Raw genomic sequence first — 22,268 nt, 5'->3', positions numbered from 1 at the left:
CCTGGTAAGAATTGATGACACGGTCAGGCTCTGCCCGTCAGGGCATTGAGAACAATCTTCTTCATCAGCGCCACGGGCGCCTTTTGTCCGGTCCAGCGTTCGAACTGGATGGCCCCCTGGTGGACAAACATGGCCACCCCGTCCACGACCGTACAGCCGATTTCCCGGGCCGAGCGGAGCAGTCGGGTCTCCAGCGGGTTGTAGACCATGTCCATGACGGTCATCCCCGAACGGAGGCTGTCTCTGGAAACCGGCATGTGGTCCGTATCCGGTGACATCCCCACGGAGGTGGTATTCACCAGGATGTCGGTGCCGTCACCCCTGAAATCGGCCAGGGGACAGAATTCGCCATCCATCGCTTCGGCCAGCTGACGCCCCCTGGCTTCGCTGCGGTTGACGATCGTCAGCCTTCCCCCGTGGCTCCGGATGCCGTGGGCCATGGCCCGGGCCGCGCCACCGGCCCCGATCACCGCCACCCGCTTGCCCTTGATCACCGTCTTTTCCGATAGGGCGGCAGTGGCACCCGGACTGTCCGAATTAAAGCCGATCAGGTGCCCCCCCTGATTGATGATGGAGTTGACCGCCCCGATCTCCCGGGCCATGGGTTCCACCTCATCCAGAAGATCCATGATCGAAACCTTGTGGGGAATGGTCACACTGACGCCGCCCATGTTCAGCGCACGGAAGCCGGCCACGGCACCGGGCAGGTCCTTGACGTGAAACGCCAGGTAAACTGCGTCCACTCCGGTCTGGCGGAAGGCCGTGTTGTGCATGAGCGGGCTGAGGCTGTGGACAATCGGATCACCGATCACCCCAAACAGCCGGGTGTGCGTGCCGATGGTCAATTTAGCGTCGGTAGCGGTCATGGCTACACCCCTTGGCCGATCATGGGATAGGAACCCAGGTTTTTAAGATAAAGGGTATGCGGGCGAATCCGGCCGATGGCCCGTTGAATGCTCTCCTCTTCCAGATGCCCTTCCAGGTCGATAAAGAAAAAATGGCTCCAGCTTTCGTGCCGCGTGGGTCGCGATTCGATCTTGAGCAGGTTGATGGCCTCGTCGGTGATGGGCGTCAGGGCACCGGCCAGGGCGCCGGGAACATGGGCCAGGGCGAACATCAGGGAGGTCTTGTCCTTGCCCGAGGGCCTGACCCGCTCCTTGCCGATTACCAGAAACCGCGTGGGCGGCCGGGAAAAATCCTCGATCTTGGAGGCCGCTGCTTCGAGCCCGAAAAGGGCGGCCGCACCGCCGCCGGCGATGGCCGCCGCCGCTTTCTCCTGCATGGCCTGCTGAACGGCAAAAGCGCTGGAGCTGCACTCTTTCAGTGACGCCGCCGGAAGGTACTGGTTCAGCCAGGCCCGGCACTGATTGAGGGCCTGGGAGTGGGCATAAACGGTCCCGATGGCCGACAGACCGACCTGCTGGGCCAAAAGATCGTAAGAGACCGGCTGGTAACGTTCGGCGCAGATGCAAAGCTCCGACTCGAAGAAGAGATCCAGGGTGTGGCGCACCGACCCTTCCACCGAGTTTTCCACCGGCACCACTCCGTAATCGCAGGCCCCTTTCTCCACCTCGCTGAAGATTTCACGGATGCTGGGCTGGGGCACATAGGTGACCGAATAGCCGAAATGGCTGGTGGCTGCCAGATGGGTGAAGGTGGCTTCGGGACCCAGGTAGGCCACCCGCTGGGAGGCCTGGATGGCCCGCGCCGCGGCAATGATATCGATAAAGATGTGGTGCAGCACGTTGGGGTTGAGCGGCCCTTTGTTGAGGGCCGTCAAGCGCCTCAGGATCTCGCTTTCGCGGGTGCTGTCGACCACCTGGTTGCCGCTGTCTTTTTTCAGCTCACCGATCCGTTTGGCCAGGTTGAGGCGCCGGTTGATCAGTTCGAGAATCGTGTTGTCGATGTCGTCGATCTGCTGGCGGATATCGCAGATATCGGTTGCCATGCTGCAGTCCGGGGGGGTGCCAGGTTCATCCATGATGGTTGTCCGCTCCTGATATAGCTTTCAAGATAATGTTTTTAGGCGGCGTTATCGGTCGTCGCGGTATGGATTATACAGCTTCCTCCCTCTGGCCTTGCCAAAAGCATTATCGTAAAAACTATACAAAGGGCCGGGGAGAAGGTTCTCCACGGCCCCTGAAAAGAAAAAGCCGTGGGAGTTAAGGTCTGCCCACGGCTTGGTTTGTCTTTTTTGGTTTCTCAGGACATTCAGCGCGCGCCAGGCAGACCCTTGCTAAAATAATAAAAGCAAAAATAGCTGCCGGTAAAAAAGTGAAACATCGAATCTGTCCTTTACATTGTCGATGGCGCTGAATTGGCCCAAAGCTACAGGCTCGCCGCTTCACTGTCAAGCTTTTTCATCGGCGCGGGCGTGCTACCGGCCGACGAATCGCGGCTTGCGTTTCTCCTTGAACGCCGCAAAGCCTTCTTCCCGATCTTCAGTCTGACGGACGGTGCCGGCACCTTCGGCCTCGGTCATCAGGCCCTGGTCGAGCCCCTCATAGGTGCCGGCCGAAAACGCGTCCAGCACACAGCGTACGGCCACCGGCGGTCGCTCGGCCAACCGTTTGGCCATGACCATGGCCTCATCAAGGAGTTGTTCCGGTGGGACCAGCCGGTCGACGAGACCGCAGTCAAACGCTTCGCGGGCATCGAGGGTCTGACTGAAAAGGATCATCTCCAGGGCTTTGGCCCGCCCCACAAGCCGGGGCAGCCGTTGGGTGCCTCCCCAGCCGGGAATGATGCCGAGGTTGAGTTCGGTCAGCCCCATCTTCAACCGGGGCGCATCAGCCAGGAGCCGAAAGTGACAGGCCATGGCCAGTTCCAGACCACCGCCCAGGGCATAGCCGTTGATGGCGGCGATGACCGGTTTGGGAAAGCGGTCAAGCCGCCGCCAAACATCCCGGCCGAGATTACTGATCGCTGCGGTGTTTTCCGCGTCGCTGACATCGAAACCGGCGGAGAAGAATTTGTCTCCGGCACCGGTAATGATGAGAACCCGAACAGAAGGGTCGGATTCCACCTGGGCGATGGCCTTGCCGAAATCCGTCATGGTGGTTAAATCCCAGGCATTGGCCGGCGGATGGTCAATGCGGATCACGGCAACATGATCGTTTATTTCCGGTTTCATCATTTTTTTCTCAATATCCACTGATCGTGTTAATTTCTGGTTTATAGGGGCTTTCGCATGCACAATCAACTGTTTTTAAGATAAATTATATACTTCCCGGTTTCGGTTTCTTCTTGACTCGAATATAGGATGCTCTATAAATTGCATTGACTTGGCATCAATATCCCACTTTTTTATCGATCCGTGAAGGGCTTGCAACGGATTTACCCCCAAAGTTGCAGCATTGGGGGTCACCCTGTTTCTATCCCTGTGGTTATCACGGGATTCAAATCCAAAAAAAAGGAGCTCGGAAAATGGCAACAAGCGATGACAGAAAGGACAAACCGCTCTGGCTGTTGATGGAGGAAAACATCCTTGCACTTGATTCCAAAGATGTTGCGGATAGCAACTTGGAAGCGACAATTCAAAAACTTGCCGGTGAACTCGACGCCGCCGGCCGGAATGTATCGCGCCATGGTGGGAACTTGATGCAACTGCGATGGGCCGTCGATAAAATGCGCAGTGTCGGAAAGCCCATGCTGAAGGATCTGAACGGTGCCATCGCGGCACTTACCCTGGAGGACGCCAGCGAACCTTATGCGGCCACCACGAGGCTTCTTGACGACATCGGAACGACATGGCCGGAACTCCGGTACCCCGACCGCAGACCGGAAGTGATCCGGGCTGTTGAAAAGGCCAGGCTCGATCTGTTGACCGCCAAGGCCAAGGGATTGCCCGGAGACGAAGGCATCCGCCTGTTGATTGACGAAAAAATTGATTCCCAGGTGATCATCGGCTCAATGGAGATTACCGAGGAAAAGCTGGCCGAGGTGAAAGAGACAATCAAGAAGGAACTCGCCGAACGGGAAAGAGTGAAAACGCTGCTCAAGGCCGTGGAATCCAAATCCGACGAAGAAAAGGCGAAGCATCTTTTTGACAACGACGTTACCGAAGCCTTGATCATGGAAATGATGCAGGTTGATCAGAGCATGCTCGATGGGGTAAAAAAGGCCATGGAAGAAGAACTCAAGGAGAAGCAGCGCCTGGCCGAAGAGGAAGCCGCAAGAAAGAAGGCGGAAGCGGAAGGGCCTGCCTTGAAGGATATCCCGCCGGAAGACATGCTCGGCTACATCGAATCCATCCGCGAGATCATGGAATTCAGCGATGTGGAAAAGGAGATTCGCACCATGTGCGAGCAGAGCTCCATTCCGAAAAGCCTGGTGGACATTGCCGTTTCCGATGCGGACAAACTGGATGAACTCGAAAAGGAAGCAGAAGGCTGACCAATTCTCTTCGCGTAAAAAACGGCGGCTTCAGGAAAAGCTCAATTTTCCTGAAGCCGCCGTTTCTCACAGTATGTATCTTTTTATCCTCAGGCTTTTGCAACTTTAGGATAGAATCAAATGGGGTGCTTTCATGCGGAGCTTGAACGCACATGCCCAACAATTTTCTCTCCTACCGCTCCAGCACGTCAGCCCAGCGCCGCAGAACAAGCGGGTATTCGATCACGCTGGAATCGATGTAGCCCGGCAGGCTGTAAACGGCATGGGTCTTGACGGCGGGCACGTCGCCCAGGGCCGGGTTTTTGCAGATGGCCTCGGCCAGGGCCTTTTGCACGGCGATGGAATCACCCGTCATGACAATGGCATCGGGCGCTGCGGCGATCAATCGATCGAGCTTGCGCACGGAGACGTGGCCCTTGGACGGTTTTTTGCCATCGGTATAAACCTTACCGCCCACGTTTTCGATTCCCATGGGCTTCAGCAAAAACCGGTCCGCGTATCCGCCGGGGGACTCGATGAGAAGAAAGGTTTTGCCGGTCGTCTCCTGGTAGGTGCCGCGAAGGATGACAACCTTTTTGACGAATTGCTTCTCCGCCATCTTCTTGCGGGTCTTTTCCATCTCCCTGGCATACCCGGTCAATACCTTATCGCATTTGTCCGCAAGCCCCAGAATCTCGGCCGTCTGCCGCACGGCGGGTTCCAGGCCCCGGGTAAAATCGACATACGCGATCTCCAGTTCCTGGCCACCTAAAAAAGAGGCCATGTTTTCCAGTTGCAAGTTGGGGACATAGGTGCAGAACGGATCGCTTTTTTCGATCAGGACGCGTTTGATTCCATTCTGCCGGGCAAATTTCAGTAAGGGGGCGGCCTTTTTCTTGGTCAGGCAATTGGGGCACCCCAGGACCTGAACGGCCGATTTCAGGGAGGCGCACAAGGGCCACAGGGAGCAGCGCACCGACATGGCCGCCGGTACCACGCCCAGGCCATGGGCCACATCCACCAGGCGGTCGCCGATCATAATCACATCGGCCTTTTGAGGTGCCGTGGCCGGCGAGGCAATGGCCGGTGATACGGGTACCGTTATGTTCAGCAGGGCAAGCGTTGCCAGCACGATGGCCATGGCCTGGATCCGTTGACGGATTTTCGGCGTCATGGACCCCTTTGCCGAAGCAAGAGCGGGCACCGAGGCAAAAAGCGTTCGGACCATATTGTAAGTAAAAAGCAACGCCGAGACGGTGATCAGCACACCACCAATGGTAACGACCATTTTAAAAGGGGCGGCGACGTTTCTGAATTCAGGCGAACCCGCCGTATGCCCCGAAGCCAGGCCGAACACGCCAATCAGGTGAAACCCCAGACATAAAAGAATAACCCCGAGCGTTTGGCAGGCCCAATTCATGTAGGCGGCCCATGGGCGATACCGTTCGACGCCGCTGATTTGCGGTGCGAGATAGTACAGCATGCCCATGAGGGTCGACCCCACCCACCCGATGAGGTTGACGTGCGTGTGAATCTTGGCCACGAAATAACCGAAAAAAGCCTTGAGATACTCGGGCGGAATATGGAAAACGGTGGTGTAGAATGACTGCAATTGAAACTTGGTGGGAAACATCAGCCCCTCGAGGCAGCCGATGATAAAGAATGCCAGCGCACTGGCGATGAAGTATTTCGCAATTGTTCTGGACATTGATCAACCCTTTCGAAAATAGAAGGTTTAACTGTATGATGTAAAATAGATTAATACTTCAGCGACACACCCGCATAGTAAAACGTCGGCTCGATGTCATTCTCCGATCCGGCGTTAAAAATATTGTCGACGCCGGCAAACAGCATCACGTTATCGAAAACGGTTTTGGAGAGATAGGCGTTAAGCAGGGTCACGTCCTTCTCCGGCTCGTCGGCGTAGTACCGCTCGCCGATGTAGTTCAGGCGTAGATTGGCCCGCAGCCCCATACCCGCGTGATGATAACCGAGCTTCAAAGACCCGTTGTAATCCGGGCGGCCTTCCAGCTCCTCGCCGGTGTCCTCGTTTTCCGTGTCCAGATAGGCCAGGTTGCCGGACAAATCGAATCCCATGGGCAGTCCCAAACCCCACTGAAGTTCGACTCCGGACATGGTTACTTCGCCGATGTTCTGGTATTGATAATAGTCTTTCTTTTTATTGCCCGAACCGGTGGAGGCGTAGTAAACCGCCTCGATCATGTCATCGATGCTGGTTTTAAAAGCCATCACCTGGCCGCTGAACCGTTTGTATTCACCCTCGATACCGATCTCGTAGCTTTGCGAGGTTTCCGGATCCAATTCGGCGTTGGGCTCGTACACCAGTTTTCCCCGCTTCATATAGGTTGGAACGTAAAGCTCCATGAATCCCGGCGCGCGAAAACCTTCCCCGTAGGACGCTTTGAGCCGCAGATGCTCCACGACATTGTAGGTCAGCGAGGCTCGGGGGGTCCACTGGGACCCAAAATCCGAATGGTCGTCATAACGAACGCCAACCACCAGCAAAAAAGGATCGAAGATGCGGTACTCGTCCTGAAGATACCCGCTGACATTGTCGATATCGTCATCCATGCCGGTGTCGTCCTCGCGGCCTTCCTCGCGGTATTCACCGCCCACGGTGACCAGGTGGCGGTCGAAGAACAATCCGTTAAAGCGGGCTTCGACCTGATCCAACCGGCGCTTGGAGTTGTTTTCATCGCCGATGGAACCGGCGATCATGGAGGTGGCCGGAGTGATTTCGATATCGTTTTCCTGTTCGGAATGGTTCGCTCGCAACATCAAGGAGGTGAGGGACGTGGGATGGCCGTCGTATTCCAGGAAATAGTTGAGACGGCTGTAGTCGGCATCCCGCTCCCGGTCCATGCTCTGGAGGTCCCTTAGCCCGGTATTGTTTTTGTCGACCGCTTCCAGGCCCGCCAACAGCCGGTGACCCCGGTTGATATCGAAGGAGAGCCGTCCGGCGCCCGAGGACAGATTCATGTCGTCGCCGTCATCGGGAGTCACGCCGTCCCGGTCGTAGCCATCCTTGTCCCGGTATCCGCCGGCCAGCAAAACGCCCAGACGATCCCAGGTATTGCCCACCACCGCGCTGCCGATGACCTCTTGGCCTTCATTGTAGGTGCTTTGCCCGTATTGCGCGGTAAGTCCGGCGGAAAGTTCCTTGGGCGGCGTTTTGGTGATGATGTTGATGACCCCGCCAATCGCATCGCTGCCGTACAGGGCCGAGGTCGGACCGCGAACCACCTCGATACGCTGGACCATGTCCATGGGGATCTGTTCAATGCCGAGCAGATCCTTGAAGCCTGAAGCCAGCCGGCGGCCGTCGATCAACAGCAGGGTGTGATTGCTGCCGGTGCCACGGATGCTGGGCCGTTTCTGGCGCCCGGTCTCGGTGGTCACCACCAGACCGGTGGCATCGGCCACGGCATCGGCCACGGTTTGGGCGTTCATTTCGATCATCTCCTGCCGGGTGATCACCTCCACGGCGCCCGGTGCGTCCGTGATTTGCTTTTCGGTCATGGTCGCCGTCACCACCACTCTGCCCGCATCCACGGTCCCGTCGGCCGTGTCACCATCATGGCTACCGGCCATCACTTCGTTGGGAATCAGCATCCATATGAGACCAATCGCCACACACCACTTTTTCATCCGTTCCTCCTCATAATAGAAAGGCGCCGGCAAATCTGTAATCAAACAGATCCACCCGCGCCTTCACTTCACGCCGCGTCGTCCTTCGGCCGGCTGCCGTAAGAGCATTCTCACTTTATTATATATATCGAACTATAAGCATCTTCTCATATACCTCGAACCATTACCTGTCAACCCTTTTTGGATGACGGCGCAGGGCAATTTTCACTAGGTATCTAAGCCGGTCCCAACCCCGTGTCGGCCGCCGCGTGTCTTTGGGTCTGGCCCGATTGTTTGTTGAACCAGGATTGCACGGCCCAGCCGATGGCGATCGTGGCCAGGCCGCAACCCACCACCAAGGGACGGCTGGCGACGGTATGGCATACAATCCATAAATTGCCGACAATAAAAAGAGCGGGCGTCAGCGGATAGCCGAAGGCACGATAAGGACGCGCCATTTCCGGGGCCGTGTGGCGCAGCCAAAACAGACCGGCCACCGTGGCCACGGCCGTCAGGGAGAGGGTGAAGCCGATATAAATCAGCAAGGCGTCGTAGGCCGCGCACAGAATCATCCCGATGGCGATGGCCGCCTGGAGCCAGATAGCGCCCACCGGGGTGCGGCGCGTTTGGTGAACGCCTGCGAAACGCCGGAAGAAAAGGCCGTCGCGGGCCATGGCGTAATACACCCGCGGGCCGGCCATGATCATGGCGCTCAGCACCGATAGCAGGCCCAGGGCGATGACCAGTCCGAAGGCCCTGCCCATGGCGGGGCCGAACAGAGCCGTGGCCGCCGCCGTACCCACCTCCAGCGTTCCTTGCATGGCCGAAGCCGGCAAGGCGTAGACATAGACCAGGTTCAACGCCAGGTACAGGGCGATCACCAGCCCGGTGCCCGCCATCAAGGCCAGGGGCAGGTTGCGCCCCGGCTGGCGGATTTCCCCGCCCAGGTAGGCGGCGGCATTCCAGCCGCTGTAGGAAAAGGAGACAAAGATCAGGGCCACGGCAAAAGGGCCCCATCCACCGGCGCCATTGTCAGGCACGGCCCCCAGATGGCTCCAGTCGCCTTTTCCCCACATCATGCCGGCAACGGAAAAAAGTACGATCACGGCAAGCTTGAACATCGTGAGCAGGTTCTGAACGCGGGTTCCCAGGCGCAGGCTGTGACTGTGAACAATGGAAAATAGCACCACCACGGCGCAGGCCAACAGCGTCACTCCGGAAACGGTCAGCCAGCGGCGCCCGGCGAATTCCACCGCCAGCCACGGCTCGGTGCCGCCACCGAGAAAATAGGTGGCAAAGGCGATGGCCGCGGCACCGATGGGCGCGGAAAAGCCGACCACGAGGGAAACCCACCCCGAGAGAAAGGCCGGCACCGGGCCGAAGGCGTAATGCAGATAGGCGTATTCGCCGCCGGCCTTGGGCAGCATGGCCCCCATCTCGCCGTAGCATAGCGCGCCAGCCAGGGCGAAGAGGCCGCCGACCAGCCAGCAGGTCAGCAGCATCCAGGCGCTGCCCAACTGGCCGACGATGAACCCCGATGTAGTGAAGATACCGCTGCCCACCATGTTGGCCACGACGATCACCATGGCGGACAGCAGCCCGATTTCACGCTTCAATGAACGATGGGCCGATGTGGTTTTCATTTCAGGGCGGACCCCACATAGAGAAGATAGTTCGGCACCCGTTCACCGCCAACCGTTTCCAGGATTGTCCCCAGGGTTCCCCGGATCACCCGTTGCTTTTCCCGGGAACCGGCCCAGGAAACGATGGCCACCGGTGTATCGGCGGAAACAAGGGCATTCAGGCTGGTAACGAACCCGTTCAGATCGCGCACCATGAAAAACACCAGGGTTTCGCCCGCATCGATCATGCCGGCGATCATCTTGTCCCGGCCACCTTCAAGGCGGCCGATGGTCAGGGTCACGGCCATGGCATCGCCGGACACAAGGCTGGTCTGAAGTGCTGCGTTGGCCGCGTTGAAACTGGAGATGCCGGGCACGATCCCTGGGTTCAAATCGTCGAATTCACGCATATAATCGATGTGCGGACCAAAAATTGTCGGGTCGCCGTTATCGAGAATCACCACATGCTTGCCCGCGGCCACGGCGTCGCGGATGATCCGGCGTGTCTTTTCCCGCTGGGCGGCAATCTCCTCGGGTGACTTGTCCATCCGGGGACCATGACCGGCGCCTGTGGGCGTTTTCCCTTTAAGCTTCTTTTGGGGCGGTTTCGGTCCCGGATGGCCGGGGCCGCTCCGGGTTTCGCCTTGGAAAAAGAGCCGGTGTCCGGCATCGTATACGGTTTTTCGCGCCAGCAGTTCGCCATAGTAATCGGTGCGCGCGCCCATGGTGAAAACGATGTCGGCGGCCGCAACCGCCTGCCGGGCCCGCATGGTCATGTTGTCCGTGTCGCCGGTTCCCATGCTGACCAGGAGAAGCGTCCCCGGCCCCGACACCTGCGCCTTGGCCGTGGCACCGGTGACGGCGTCGACACCGGACGTCGCGCATCCGGCCACCACGAAACCGGCCACCATCAGCAACAATGGGAAACAGAATACCTTTGATCTGAACCAATTCATATCGATCTCCTCTTTAATTTTTTTTCACGGTATGGCCCCTGTGCGGACCAGGAATTAAAATCGATAGGCAACACTGACCCGCACGTCCCGTCCCGGCTCGGCCGTGGCGGTGCCGTCTTCGCCGATGGTGGTCTGCTCACTGTAGTAATGGTCGAACAGATTGCGCACCGCCAGGGTGACATCGAGGTTGGGAATGACGGACTGCCACTGGGCCTGCACATGGTGGAGCACATAGCCGCAACGATCGATATCGTCTTCGTCGATCCCGCCCACGGCTTCCAGCGTATAGCCCACGCCGAAACGCTCCCGCATCTGCCAGAAACTGTCCCAGACAAAACGGTCACCGGTGGAGGCGCCCTTTCGGCGCGTGATGGCAATCAGGTCTCCATTTTCGTCCTCGGTGCGGGCATGGGTATAGCTCATGGAGGTTTTGAAATCGCCGGTTCGCCATGTCGCGCGTGCCTCCCAACCCTTGGACGTCATCGGGTCGTCATTGTAAAAGCCGGTCACCGGTGCGCCACGGCGGCCGCCGATCTGGACAATCAGATTCTCGATCTCGGTTTCGAAATACGTCACCTGGATATCGAGGCGGTCGCCGTCCATCAGCAGCCCCTCGTGCTCGAAGCGCAGGCCGCCCTCATACTGGGTGGCGGTTTCGGGCTCGAATGAGCTGCCGTAGCTGTCCTTTTCCGCCTGCTGGTTGAAAGTCGGATTGTCTGTGGTGGTCGACAGCCATTGCACCGGAATGATGCCGGTGCTGCGCACGGATTCGCCGTAGCCGCCAAAGGCCGTGAACCCGTACCCCATGGCGACTTCCAGCCCGGCGCTGGGGCAAATTTCATCGCCGCTGATCGTAACTTCGCCAAAATCGGTTTCGTAGTCGTCGTAGCGCGCTCCCAGGGTCAGCAGGAACGGGCCGAGATTCATCTGTTCCTGAATATACACGCCCAGATTCCCGACCTCGTTGTCGGTTCCCACCTGGGCGCCATCGGACTCATGAATGCCTTCCTCGGCGTAATAATCGCTGCCGATGGTCAGGCGGTGCCGGGTCATGCCCAGCTTGAAGCTGGCCGTGTTACTGAGGTTTGTTCCCCATCCCTCGCTTTCAGTCAGGGTGTCCAGATCAACGTTTTCCAGGAATAATTGGTTCAGGTATGCGTTGAAGCGCCAGTCCACCCACGGGTTGTCCGCCGGACGATACCGATGGCCCAGGGCAAGGGTCTGGCGATCGCTTTCCTGGTAATACAGGTCTGCGGTTTCATCGTAATCGGTATCCCCGGCGCCCCAGCGATACAGCCCGCTGTTTTCGTTTTCCTGGGCGCTGATGCGCAACTGATGGTCCGCCTGGTCCAACATGCTGAACTTGAGAAAATAGTCACGATCCCGGCCGGCCGAGCCATGCACGTCGTTGCCATCGCCGTCGCGGTAGTCCTCGAAGTTGGCGCCGCTGACATATCCCAGCAGGCCGAAACCCTCATAGGCGCCATAAACACTGGTCGACCCGCGGTAGCCATCGTCGGCGCCGGACGCCCCGACTTCCACTTTCGCGCCGACGTGCCTGCCATCCGCGAGCATATCCTGGGCGTCCACGGTTTCCATGCGGATGCTGCCGCCCAATGCTCCGGCGCCGCTCAGGGCGCTGGGACCGGTCGTCACCTCGACACGCTTGAGCAGGTCGGGATCCATACCGCCGATCGACCCCCGGTGCTGAAAAAGGTTCCGGCCCTGGACCGCGCCGTCGATGGTCACATTCAGGTTGCTGGCTTCGATGCCGCGCACATAGATTCGCTGTGAGTTGCGCGTTCCTCCGCCGACGACGACGGACGGCTCGTCCCGGAAAATGTCGGCCATATCCGTGGCCAGATTGCGCTGAATGCGATCGATGGGCAGCGTTTCGGTCCCGGCATCAGAAATGGCCTTTCCCGCCACGTGGACTGCCGGCATGGTGACCTCCTTGTTGCCGGTTACCGGAATGGGTTCCAGGTGGTAGCTGCTCTCCCCATTCTTGTGGGCTTTGAGGCCGCTGTTTTCCAGCAAGATTGCCATGGCGTTGGTGACACTGTAGATGCCATTCAACCCCTGAACGGTTTTACCCTCCAGCAAGGCCGGATCGAAGGTCAGTGTGATCCCCGCCTGCACGGCGAATGTGTTCAGGGAATCCTCCAGACTGCCCGCGGGAATATTGTACATACGCGTTTGATTCGAATCAGGCTGAGCGGAGGCCGATGGCGGGACAAACCAGGCGCCGGCCAGAATTGCCGCCAGCAGTGCCAGGATGCCAAGGCCGAATGAGGGGAAACGTGAGGCAACGGAAAAGCAATAACGAACTCCGGGCATGGTCAAGATCTCCTTTCGGTTGTGTGGGACGGATACTCGATAGCCGAATGAAGACCTTAAAACCCGTAATGTAAGGGTTGTTTTTTTGAGGCAGGCCGAGAAAAACGCTTATCCGGAAAGCGCAAGCCGGTTCGGCGCCTTGAAAAAAAGCGACGGCGGCAGCCGTTTCACCGCACTACAAAAAAAGCTCCTTCCCGGCTGATATCAACCGGCAGGGTGTTTGATAGGGCGTTCAAGGCGCGGGACAGGGCATCGGGACCGTCGAGTTGAAAGACCCCGGAAACGCGAAGGTCGGCGATATCCCCGCGAACTTGCACTTTACCGTTATGATAACGGTTGAGCTGGGCAGCAAATTCGGCAAGGCACATCCGCTTGGCGACGATCGCGCCCCGGGTCCAAGCCATGGGATCGTAATCCAGATGGTCGACTCGCTTCAGGTGACGTCCCGCCGTGTCGATACAAACCGTGTCGCCGGCATGGAAGATAACCCGGTCGGTGGGGAGCTCGATGGCCACGGCACCGTCCGTGACATGCAACCGGGTTTGCCCAGTCTCCTCACAGACGTTGAACTGTGTGCCAATAGCCTCCAGGCGGGCATGCTCGGTTTCCACCCAGAATCCACGACGGCCCCACACCGATTCTCTGTCGGAGCCGGTTTGGATGTATACTTCTCCCTGCTTCAGTAAAACTGTCCGCCGAAACAGAGAATAGGCAACTTCCAAACGCGTGTTGCTGCTCAGCATAATGCGGCTGCCGTCATCCAATTCGATGGACCGGCGGACGCCGAAATCCGTGCCATAGGCCGCCCGCCGCTGCCAGGGCAACCCAGTGACCAGCAATCCGGTACCGACGGCCATCACCGCCAGGGCGGCAAGTTTCAGCGCATGGCGCCTGGAAGCACTGCGATTACGAAAAGCATTCTCCAAGGTCAGGCAGGCCAATGCCCCCGCGCCATCCGGAACCGCCTCGAGTTGTCGATCCACGGTTTGGATGCGTTGCCAGGCGGTCTCATGCATTGGTTCCTGGGCGCGCCATGCGGCACAGGCCTCGACATCCGCTTGCTTTGCCATTCCGGAATGAAGCTTTACCGCCCAGGCAATCGCCTGGTCGATAATGCATGCAGGCACCTGCGATGCATTTCCATTGGCCTGATCCTTTTTGGTGTGGCGCATGTTGCCCTCGCTATCGATAACATCCATCCCGCATGACCATGCAATGACGGTAGGCTTTGGCCATGTACTTCTCCACCGAACTGAGACTGACCTCGAGTTGCACGGCGATTTCCGGGTAGCTCAAGCCCATCAGGCGGGAGAGTAAAAATGCGCTGCGTACCTTGGGGCCCAGTCCATCGAGCATGGCGTCGATGTGGGCCAGGATGTCAAGAAGCATCACCCGACCTTCAATTGAGGGGGCTTCGGGTTCGGGTACATCGGCCAGGGCACTGCAATAGGCACGTTCCAAATCCCGGTGCCGCACATGATCCACCATCAGCCCGTGGGCGATGGTGGCCAGCCAGGCCCTTGGCTTGCGCAGGCCGCCGATTTCCACCGGCCGCCGGAGAACCCGCACAAAAGTGTCCTGGGCCAGGTCGCGTGCGTCATCCAAGCCCCCCAGACGATGGCGCAGCCAGTTCACCAGCCAGCGGTGGTGATCAATGTATAAGGTTTGCACATCCGCTTGTGAATTCATGAATCCCGCTTCCATTTCAATTTCAGGTGTTCCTTTACTGACCCTAACCACTGAACACGATTGTCCTGACGCCAAAAAAAAGGCGTAACCAGGCACAGGGCTGTGCCTCATGTTACGCCTTCACTTTCTCCGCGCCGGCTGGCGGCCGGAGGTCGTAAGGGGTTCAATATTTAATTAGACATTCCTATCAAAAGAAAATGGTTCTTTCTATATAATTTTAATTGGTTTTGTCAAGTGCTTTGACAGGCTAAATTTTCAGTTGCTTTTCTTCTTTTTCCAAACGTGATGCTTAGTTTGCGCATGCGATGCCTGAGCGTACTGGGGTTTACACCCAAACGGCCGGCTGCCCCATTTGGGCCGTCGATTCTGTTGTTACACAACAAGAGAACATTTTCGATATGATTCCGCATCACCTCATCCAGGGTTGGCACGTCTTGTTCGAGACTGGGGCATAGAGGCTGGGATTGACTAAGCGGCATACTGATATGATCAAATATCAGTCCTTCATTCGGAGTACCGGCCAAAGCGCGTATGAGAGCCCTCTCAACTGAATTCTCCAACTCCCTCACATTCCCGGGCCAATCATGTTTTATCAGCTTTTTCATTTGAATCGACGAGATCGTCGGGTGGGTTCGAATTCTCATCTCGCGGCATTTCCTTTGGACGAAATGCTTGACCAGAGCCGGGATATCGGCTTTTCGGTGTCGCAGCGGTGGGATCGTTATGGGAAACACGTTGAGCCGGAACCACAAATCTTCTCTGAAGGATTTTTCAAGGACCAGTTGCTGCAGGTTCCTGTGCGTGGCGGAAATGATGCGAATATCCACCTTGATGGGGTCCCCGCCGCCCACCCGCTCGATGGTCTTGTCCTGAATGACGCGCAAAAGCCGTGTTTGTGCAGAAAGGGGAAGATCGCCAATTTCGTCGAGAAAAATCGTGCCGCCATGAGCCCTCTCAAATCGGCCTCGGCGGGTTGTTCCGGCACCAGTGTACGCCCCCTTTTCATGACCGAAGAGTTCGCTGTCAACCAGGTTTTCGGGTAAGGCCCCACAATTGACCTTTATCAGTGGACCGCTGTGCCGCAGCGAAGAATAGTGAATTGCATTGGCGATGACCTCCTTGCCCACACCGGTCTCGCCCAAGAGCAACACATGGCTATCCAATGGGGCCACTTGGCGAACCATTTCCATGATGGGTTTTAATCCATACTCTTCACCAATGACTTCGGCTCCTGAAATCTGGCGTAACTCGCTGGCCAAGTAGCGGTAGTCATCGGATAGCTTCTTCTGTAGGCGCAGGACTTCCTGGTGCTTTAAGATGTTTGCAATGGCAATGGAAAAAGGATCGTGTAAGAGTTCCAGCAAGCGAGCGTGTTCTTTGCGAAACAAGTCTCGTCCCCGCGCTGAAATCACAAGTTCACCGAAACTTTTTCCGGCTATTTTCAGGTGTAGCAACAAAAAGCAAAGGGGATGCTGTTTGGCTTCCAATTCAACCTGTTTTGCAACTGGTTGCATTTCCGACCGGTTAATCATGCTAACCACCGGGCCATAACTTCCTTTTTCAACAAATCGTGCGGCTTCTTTGGACAACCTGGCCGGATAACGCAATGGCGTTTCAGAATAGCAACTTGCGGAAGCGATATTGCGAAGTATCCGGTTTTCCGGCTCGTATGTATTTAAATCCAGGCTTTCAGCGGGCATGAAGTTTTCAAGATACTTGCGGATGTCTGCCAGCATGGTTTTTGCGTCCAAGTTACCGTAGATTCGTTTGGACGCTTGGTGGAAGAACTCCATATCATTAATGGCCACGGCTCTCCCCCTTGTATCTGTCGCATGCGACATAAAATTAGAAAAATGTCATATATGACAAAAATTTTTGGCGCATATGATAAAATTTGTCAATTATTTTTCTAACTCATTTGTATTAATAGAAAATATTTTTTGGCACACATCTCGCTGAACTGTATTTGAAGCCACTGGCAACAGCACTTCTTCGTTGGGAACCGGTAACCATTCAATCTGGGAGAACTATTCATGAGAAAGCCAAAAAGCATCACACGGTGGCTGGGAATGGCCATGGTCGGTCTGATGGCGGGGATCATGGGCGGATGCATGGATTCCGGGGCCCATGCCGATATCCCCCCGAAGGCCGTGCGGCCGGTAAAAGCAATCCAGTTGACCCGCATCGTCGGTGATCATGCATTGGTCTTTCCGGCCACAGCCAAATCCCTGCGGGAAGTGAGGCTTTCCTTCCGGGTTGGCGGGCCGTTGATTGGACTGGATGCGGAGAACGGACAAAAAGTGGTTAAAGGCCAAATGATCGCCCGCATCGATCCACGCGATTTCGAGATCGCCATAAAGACCCTGGAGGCCAAATTGGCTGCTTCCAAGGCCCATTTGGAAGAAGCCACCCTGCAGTATCACCGCTACGCCCATCTATTCAATCAGAACGCGGCTGCCAAGGCCAAATACGACAACGCCAGGGCAACCTTCCAGATGGCTGAGGCCCAGGTGAAAGCCGACACCGAAAGCTTGGCGGATGCAAAAAACGACCTGATCGATACTCGATTGATCGCGCCTTTTACCGGATACGTGAACGATGAACTCGTCGAAAATCACGAAACCGTGACCCAAGGCCAGCCGATCGTATCCCTTGTCGATCTGAAGACAATCGAGGTGGTCCTCGGACTTCCTGAAGATCTGGTCGGGCGGCTTTCCGATTTTAACTCGTATCGGGTGGCCTTCGAAGCGGTCCCCGGCAGCGAATTTGCGGCAACGTTAAAGGAAGTGGGCAAAACACCGGACCCGACCAGCCGGGCATATCCGCTCACGTTGATTCTGGAACCTGCCGCGACCCCGTTGGTGCGCCCGGGCATGGCTGCCCAGGTGCGAATCAACGTTTCTGCCGATGCCGGGAAAGATCGTTTTGCGATTCCCGTCCAAGCCCTGTTCAATTCCGGGGGCGACACATCCAGCGTGTGGATCTTTGATGCACAGACTCAAACGGTGAGCCGCCAGGAGGTTTTTGTTGAAAGGCTCAATCGGCAAGGGGTTGAGATTTCCGGGGACCTCGCACCCGGTCAATGGGTCGTATCCGCAGGTGTGCATCACCTCCAACCCGGTCAGAGAGTACGGCTGCTCAAAAAGCCCTCCCCAACAAACGTGGGCGCGATGCGGTAAAGGAATCGATTCATGAGTTTGGCAACGTACGCAGTTGACCATAAAGCGGTGATCTATCTCAGCATATTTTTGCTTTTGGCCGGCGGGCTTTCCGCCTACCAAAAGCTGGGCAAACTTGAAGATCCGACGTATATCGTCAAAACGGCGGTTGTGGTCACCCCCTATCCGGGTGCCGGGCCATACGAAGTCGAGCAGCAGGTGACCGATGTCATCGAAAAAGCAGCCCAGTCCGCAGACGAGGTGGAGAACATTTATTCCATTTCCCGGGCCGGGGTATCCATCGTGTATGTGGACCTCATGGATTATAACCGCGCCAGGCAGATTCAGCAGCTATGGGATATGCTGCGCAGGAAAATAGCAGGCGCCCAAGGGGATCTTCCCGAAGGGGCCGGACCGTCCCGGGTGGAAGATGATTTTGGTGATGTCTATGGTATTTTCCTTGCCCTTACCGGAGACGGTTTTTCCAACGCAGAACTCAAAGATTATGCGGAATTCATCCAGCGCGAACTGCTGCTGGTGGAAAATGTATCGCGCGTCCAGGTTTTCGGCACCCGCACCCAGAGTGTGAACGTGGACGTTTCCATGGCCAAGTGCGCCACGCTGGGCATCCATCCCCATCGAATTGTCAGCGCCCTGAGAAGTCAGAACAGGGTGGTGGTGCCGGGTTCCGTCCAGACCGACCACCAGCGCATCCGGGTGGACTACCCGGGGGATTTTGAATCCATGGAAGGGATCGGCGACCTGGTTATCGGCAGCCAGGGCCATTCAAAAATAACCCTGGCAGATATTGCCACCATCAGCCAGGGGTATACCGATCCGCCGGAACCCACCATGCGTTTTAACGGCAAGCCGTCGGTTGGCATCGGTATTTCCGCATCGTCCAAAGCCAACGTGGTCACGATGGGAGATGCCGTACAGGCCCGGCTCGACGTGCTTTTCCAGGATCTGCCCGTGGGGCTTACACTCGAAGGGGTATACTACCAGTCCAAACTGGTCAAAGGGGCCATTCGCAAATTTGTCACCAACCTTCTTGAATCGGTGGGTATCGTTATTGGTGTCCTTTTGGTCACCATGGGGCTGCGCAGCGGTCTGTTAATTGCCAGCGGGCTGGTGCTGTCCATTTGCGGCACGTTGATCGTGATGCTGGTCTGGGGCATTGATCTGCAGCGGATTTCATTGGCCGCCCTCATTCTGGTGATGGGAATGATCGTGGACCAATACTGTTCGGCATATATATTGCCATAACATCCTGTTATTAAAATAAAAAATAGCACTGGACAAAAAGATCGCTTTGTGTTTTAATCATGGTGGGTACAATTAATTAATCAGGAGGTCTCCATGAGCGAACACATCGACAAAAATGTTTTTCAAACAATTCTATCACCGGTGCTACCATTGATTGAGGTTAATCAAAATAGTCTCCATAATGATTTGGACACTTACAAGCTTTCATTATCATCGTTCACCACAAATTTGCTTTTTGGAATAATAACCAGAATTAAAAGCGTTGGACAAATCGTCACTGAGATCAAAACATCACCAACTGCTAAGGCATTAGGATTGGTCGTCGCATCGAAGTCTATGTATAATGAAGCGTTTAATCGTTATCCCCCAGAAATATTTAAAGATATATTCCATCAGTTGGTAAAAGAATTGGATTTGCATAAAATTCCGGAAATCAGTCATCTTGGAAAAATGCTAATTGTAGATGGTTCGCTTTTTCCGGCCATTTCCAATATGGCATGGGCTTGTTACAAGAAAACCGCTAATGCGATCAAAATGCATTTATCTTTTGAACTCAACCGAATGATTCCAACCGAATTTATCAGTACGGAAGGTAACTTTTCCGAAAAAGAATTTGTTAAGCAAATTCTTCGCGAAGGCATTACATATGTCTGTGATCGAGGCTATATCGCTTTCAATCTGTTCAAGCAGATATCCGACAGCAATGCATTTTTTATTATTCGCGGAAAGTCGAATATGACGTACACTGTAAAAGAGTGTCTCACTGCCACCGTACCGGATACATTCTTGAAATTTTTCAGTGACATCACAGATTCAAATATAATATTCAATAGCGATGAAAACAAAGCAAGTTATCGTATTGTTAGCTTTACGGCTATGGGCGAAAACTACATTTTGATCACAAACAGAAATGATTTGACAACTTACGAAATTATAATGCTTTACGCTTACAGGTGGCAAGTGGAACTTTTTTTTCGCTTCATAAAAAGAACCTTCAAGGGAATTCACTTAATGAGCCAATCTCCTCATGGCGTACAGATACAATTCTACTTGTATATGATTGCTTATCTATTGTTATTATCATTCAAACAAGATACGGAAATAATAAGCAGAGAAAATGAAAAAGATGAGCATGAATCTGAAGAAAATAATAAGAACGAAACCTTGCTAACTTCATCTTCATGCTCCAATTCAAATGCAAAAAGACCATATGTTTGCGGGTTAGTAACTCTTCTTGGAGAAAAATTAAAACAGTTTTATAAAATTGGTCTTCACTGGTTATTAGCAGTAAAAAATAATTTGTTAGAAATATTTGATGTGAATATCGCCAAAGTTATTGCTCAATACTCTTATCAATGAATGTGCCGAACAGTATTGATCGTGGACAATGCCATCGTGGTAACCGACGGCGCGCTGGTGAGGCTGAAGCGCGGTCAGGACCGAACGCATGCCGCCATCAGGTCGGCGGAGCGCCCGGCATGGCCCCTTTTCGGGGCCACGGTGATCGCCAGTCTGGCATTCATGCCCATTTTTCTGGCCCCGACCGAGTCGGGCGAGTATTGCCGGAGCCTTTTCCAGGTGGTGTCCGTATCCCTGGTGCTTAGCTGGCTGCTGGCCATGAGCCAGACACCGGTGTTTTGCCAGCGCTTTTTGAAGGGACCGAAGGCGATCGTTTCAAAAGACCCGTTCGCATCCTTACCGTATCGGATCTACAGCGGCACGCTCGTATGGTGCCTGCGCCATCGGTTATTCTGTGTGGTCATCATTATCGGCCTGTGTGTATTGGGAGTGATCGGCATGGGCAAAGTACAGAAACGCTTCTTTGCCGAATCGTCCAAGGCCCAGTTTTTCATCGACTACTGGCAGCATGAAGGCACCCGGATCGAAACCACATCGGCGGGCCTGCGTCGCGTTGAAGATTATCTGGCCACGCTGCCCGAGATAAAAAATTTCACCACGATCATCGGTTCCGGCCCGCCACGTGTGGCCGTCACCATAACCCCGGAAGCGGACAATCCTGCATTCGGCCAGATTATCGTCAATGTTCATGACTATCGGGCCATCCCTGCCTTGCAGGAAAAACTCGATGCATGGTTTGTCGACAACCAGCCCGATGCGGCCCCCAAGATGCGGTCCTATAAAAACGGACCGCCGGCCGATTATATGGTGGAAGCCCGTTTCTCCGGACCGGACCCGGCCGTTCTGCGCCGTCTTGCCGAAAGCGCCAAAACAATCCTCAGGGACGACCCCTTTGCCAAATACGTCAGGGACGACTGGCGTCAACGGGTTCCCCGGTGGGTGGCGGTTTATTCCCAGCAGCGCGGCAGAGACGCGGGGGTGGAGAGAAATGATCTGGCCCAAGCGATTCTGCAGGCAACCGACGGTCTGCCCGTGGCCGTCTACCGAGAGGGCAATGAACTGATCCCCTTGCGGGTGCGTTCCGTGATCGATGAGGGTCTCGGGATCCCCTCGCCGGAATCCACGCCCATCTGGGGAACGGGAACGGCCAGCGTACCGCTGGGCCAGGTGGCGGATGTTTCGGGCCTTTCATGGGAGGATTCGATTGTCCGGCGCTATGACCGCCGGCGGGCCATCACGGTGCAAAGCGATACGGTGGGAATCACTTACGACGCGCTGCTGGCGAGGGTACGCCCGAAGATCGAAGCCATTCCGCTTCCGCGGGGATACACATTGGATTGGGCCGGAGAGTACGAACTTGCGGTCAAAGGCGACGAAGGCGTGCAAAAATACATGCCGCTCACGTTGATGATGATATTTTTTATCCTGGTTGCGTTATTCAACGGCTTTCGCCAGCCTGTCATCATCATGCTGGTGGTGCCTTTGGCCCTGGTGGGGATGGTGACCGGGCTCCTGTTAACCGGACAGGCTTTCGGATTCATGGCCATGCTTGGCGCCTACAGCCTGATTGGCATGCTCATCAAAAACGCCGTGGTGTTGATTGAGCAGATCGAGTTTTCCATCAAGAAAGGGGTGGATCGGCATCAAGCCGTTGTCGACTCCTCGGTAAGCCGATTGCGGCCGGTGACCATGGCCTCAGCCACGACCATCCTGGGTATGCTGCCGCTCTTGACCGATCCCTTGTTTGCCTCCATGGCCGTGACCATTATGTTCGGACTTGCTTTTGCCAGTGTTCTGACCCTGATTGTGGTGCCGATGTTGTACACGTTGTTCTTCAGGGTAAAACCGCTTTAATGCCA

16 protein-coding genes are annotated in these 22,268 nt (G+C 55.8%); 5 read left to right on the top strand and 11 right to left on the bottom strand.

Annotation, left to right across the window (positions count from 1 at the left end; translation table 11 throughout):
- Positions 1 to 23: 23 nt before the first annotated feature.
- The 3 genes from GN112_RS18765 to GN112_RS18755 all read right to left on the bottom strand — a co-directional run bounded on the left by GN112_RS18765 (position 24) and on the right by GN112_RS18755 (position 3,136).
- Positions 24 to 866: a shikimate dehydrogenase gene (locus tag GN112_RS18765; RefSeq protein ID WP_155311620.1), complete on the bottom strand. Its 843-nt coding sequence runs from the start codon at positions 864 to 866 to the stop codon at positions 24 to 26.
- Between the two features lie 2 nt (positions 867 to 868).
- On the bottom strand, positions 869 to 1,981 hold the full coding sequence (pheA, locus tag GN112_RS18760) for a prephenate dehydratase (RefSeq protein ID WP_231717063.1): 1,113 nt from the start codon (positions 1,979 to 1,981) through the stop codon (positions 869 to 871).
- Between the two features lie 396 nt (positions 1,982 to 2,377).
- Entirely contained in the window at positions 2,378 to 3,136 is a 759-nt protein-coding gene (locus tag GN112_RS18755; protein ID WP_155311619.1) for an enoyl-CoA hydratase-related protein, read from the bottom strand.
- Positions 3,137 to 3,426: 290 nt separating this feature from the next.
- On the opposite strand from GN112_RS18755, the gene GN112_RS18750 reads away from it, so the two are divergent.
- Positions 3,427 to 4,395 carry a hypothetical protein gene (locus GN112_RS18750; protein WP_155311618.1) on the top strand — a complete coding sequence of 323 codons (969 nt, stop codon included), beginning with the start codon at positions 3,427 to 3,429 and terminating at the stop codon, positions 4,393 to 4,395.
- A gap of 172 nt (positions 4,396 to 4,567) precedes the next feature.
- Here the strand turns inward: GN112_RS18750 and GN112_RS18745 are convergent, their stop codons facing one another.
- The 8 genes from GN112_RS18745 to GN112_RS18710 form a co-directional block, all read right to left on the bottom strand.
- A complete protein-coding gene (locus tag GN112_RS18745) occupies positions 4,568 to 6,082 on the bottom strand; it encodes an ABC transporter substrate-binding protein (protein ID WP_155311617.1) in 1,515 nt (504 codons plus the stop codon).
- A 50-nt stretch (positions 6,083 to 6,132) separates the two neighbouring features.
- Positions 6,133 to 8,043, bottom strand: a complete 1,911-nt coding sequence (locus tag GN112_RS18740; protein WP_231717062.1) for a TonB-dependent receptor plug domain-containing protein — start codon at positions 8,041 to 8,043, stop codon at positions 6,133 to 6,135.
- A 215-nt stretch (positions 8,044 to 8,258) separates the two neighbouring features.
- A complete protein-coding gene (locus GN112_RS18735; protein WP_155311616.1) occupies positions 8,259 to 9,665 on the bottom strand; it encodes an amino acid permease in 1,407 nt (468 codons plus the stop codon).
- On the bottom strand, positions 9,662 to 10,600 hold the full coding sequence (locus GN112_RS18730; protein ID WP_155311615.1) for an SAM-dependent methyltransferase: 939 nt from the start codon (positions 10,598 to 10,600) through the stop codon (positions 9,662 to 9,664). The genes GN112_RS18735 and GN112_RS18730 overlap by 4 nt, the downstream gene beginning before the upstream one ends.
- Positions 10,601 to 10,654: 54 nt before the next feature.
- Positions 10,655 to 12,937 carry a TonB-dependent receptor gene (locus tag GN112_RS18725; protein ID WP_155311614.1) on the bottom strand — a complete coding sequence of 761 codons (2,283 nt, stop codon included), beginning with the start codon at positions 12,935 to 12,937 and terminating at the stop codon, positions 10,655 to 10,657.
- A gap of 167 nt (positions 12,938 to 13,104) precedes the next feature.
- Positions 13,105 to 14,136 (bottom strand): FecR family protein, encoded by a 1,032-nt coding sequence (locus GN112_RS18720; RefSeq protein WP_155311613.1) that lies wholly within the window; start codon positions 14,134 to 14,136, stop codon positions 13,105 to 13,107.
- Positions 14,120 to 14,626 carry a sigma-70 family RNA polymerase sigma factor gene (locus GN112_RS18715; RefSeq protein ID WP_155311612.1) on the bottom strand — a complete coding sequence of 169 codons (507 nt, stop codon included), beginning with the start codon at positions 14,624 to 14,626 and terminating at the stop codon, positions 14,120 to 14,122. Before GN112_RS18715 ends, GN112_RS18720 begins: the two co-directional genes overlap by 17 nt.
- A 230-nt stretch (positions 14,627 to 14,856) precedes the next feature.
- Positions 14,857 to 16,434: a sigma-54 interaction domain-containing protein gene (locus GN112_RS18710; RefSeq protein ID WP_162459005.1), complete on the bottom strand. Its 1,578-nt coding sequence runs from the start codon at positions 16,432 to 16,434 to the stop codon at positions 14,857 to 14,859.
- Between the two features lie 225 nt (positions 16,435 to 16,659).
- On the opposite strand from GN112_RS18710, the gene GN112_RS18705 reads away from it, so the two are divergent.
- From GN112_RS18705 to GN112_RS18690, 4 genes are all read left to right on the top strand, one after another.
- Positions 16,660 to 17,805: an efflux RND transporter periplasmic adaptor subunit gene (locus tag GN112_RS18705; RefSeq protein WP_155311610.1), complete on the top strand. Its 1,146-nt coding sequence runs from the start codon at positions 16,660 to 16,662 to the stop codon at positions 17,803 to 17,805.
- A 12-nt stretch (positions 17,806 to 17,817) separates the two neighbouring features.
- Positions 17,818 to 19,050 carry an efflux RND transporter permease subunit gene (locus GN112_RS18700; protein WP_155311609.1) on the top strand — a complete coding sequence of 411 codons (1,233 nt, stop codon included), beginning with the start codon at positions 17,818 to 17,820 and terminating at the stop codon, positions 19,048 to 19,050.
- A gap of 93 nt (positions 19,051 to 19,143) precedes the next feature.
- Complete coding sequence (locus GN112_RS18695) at positions 19,144 to 20,409, top strand: IS4 family transposase (RefSeq protein ID WP_155308364.1); 1,266 nt, start codon at positions 19,144 to 19,146, stop codon at positions 20,407 to 20,409.
- Positions 20,410 to 20,430: 21 nt separating this feature from the next.
- Complete coding sequence (locus GN112_RS18690) at positions 20,431 to 22,263, top strand: efflux RND transporter permease subunit (protein WP_162459004.1); 1,833 nt, start codon at positions 20,431 to 20,433, stop codon at positions 22,261 to 22,263.
- Positions 22,264 to 22,268 lie beyond the last annotated feature (5 nt).

Origin of the sequence: Desulfosarcina ovata subsp. ovata, from assembly GCF_009689005.1 — a bacterium.
GTDB lineage: Bacteria > Desulfobacterota > Desulfobacteria > Desulfobacterales > Desulfosarcinaceae > Desulfosarcina > Desulfosarcina ovata.
The sequence above is the reverse complement of the archived record's forward strand: the minus strand, read 5'-3'. Positions and strand labels throughout refer to the sequence as shown.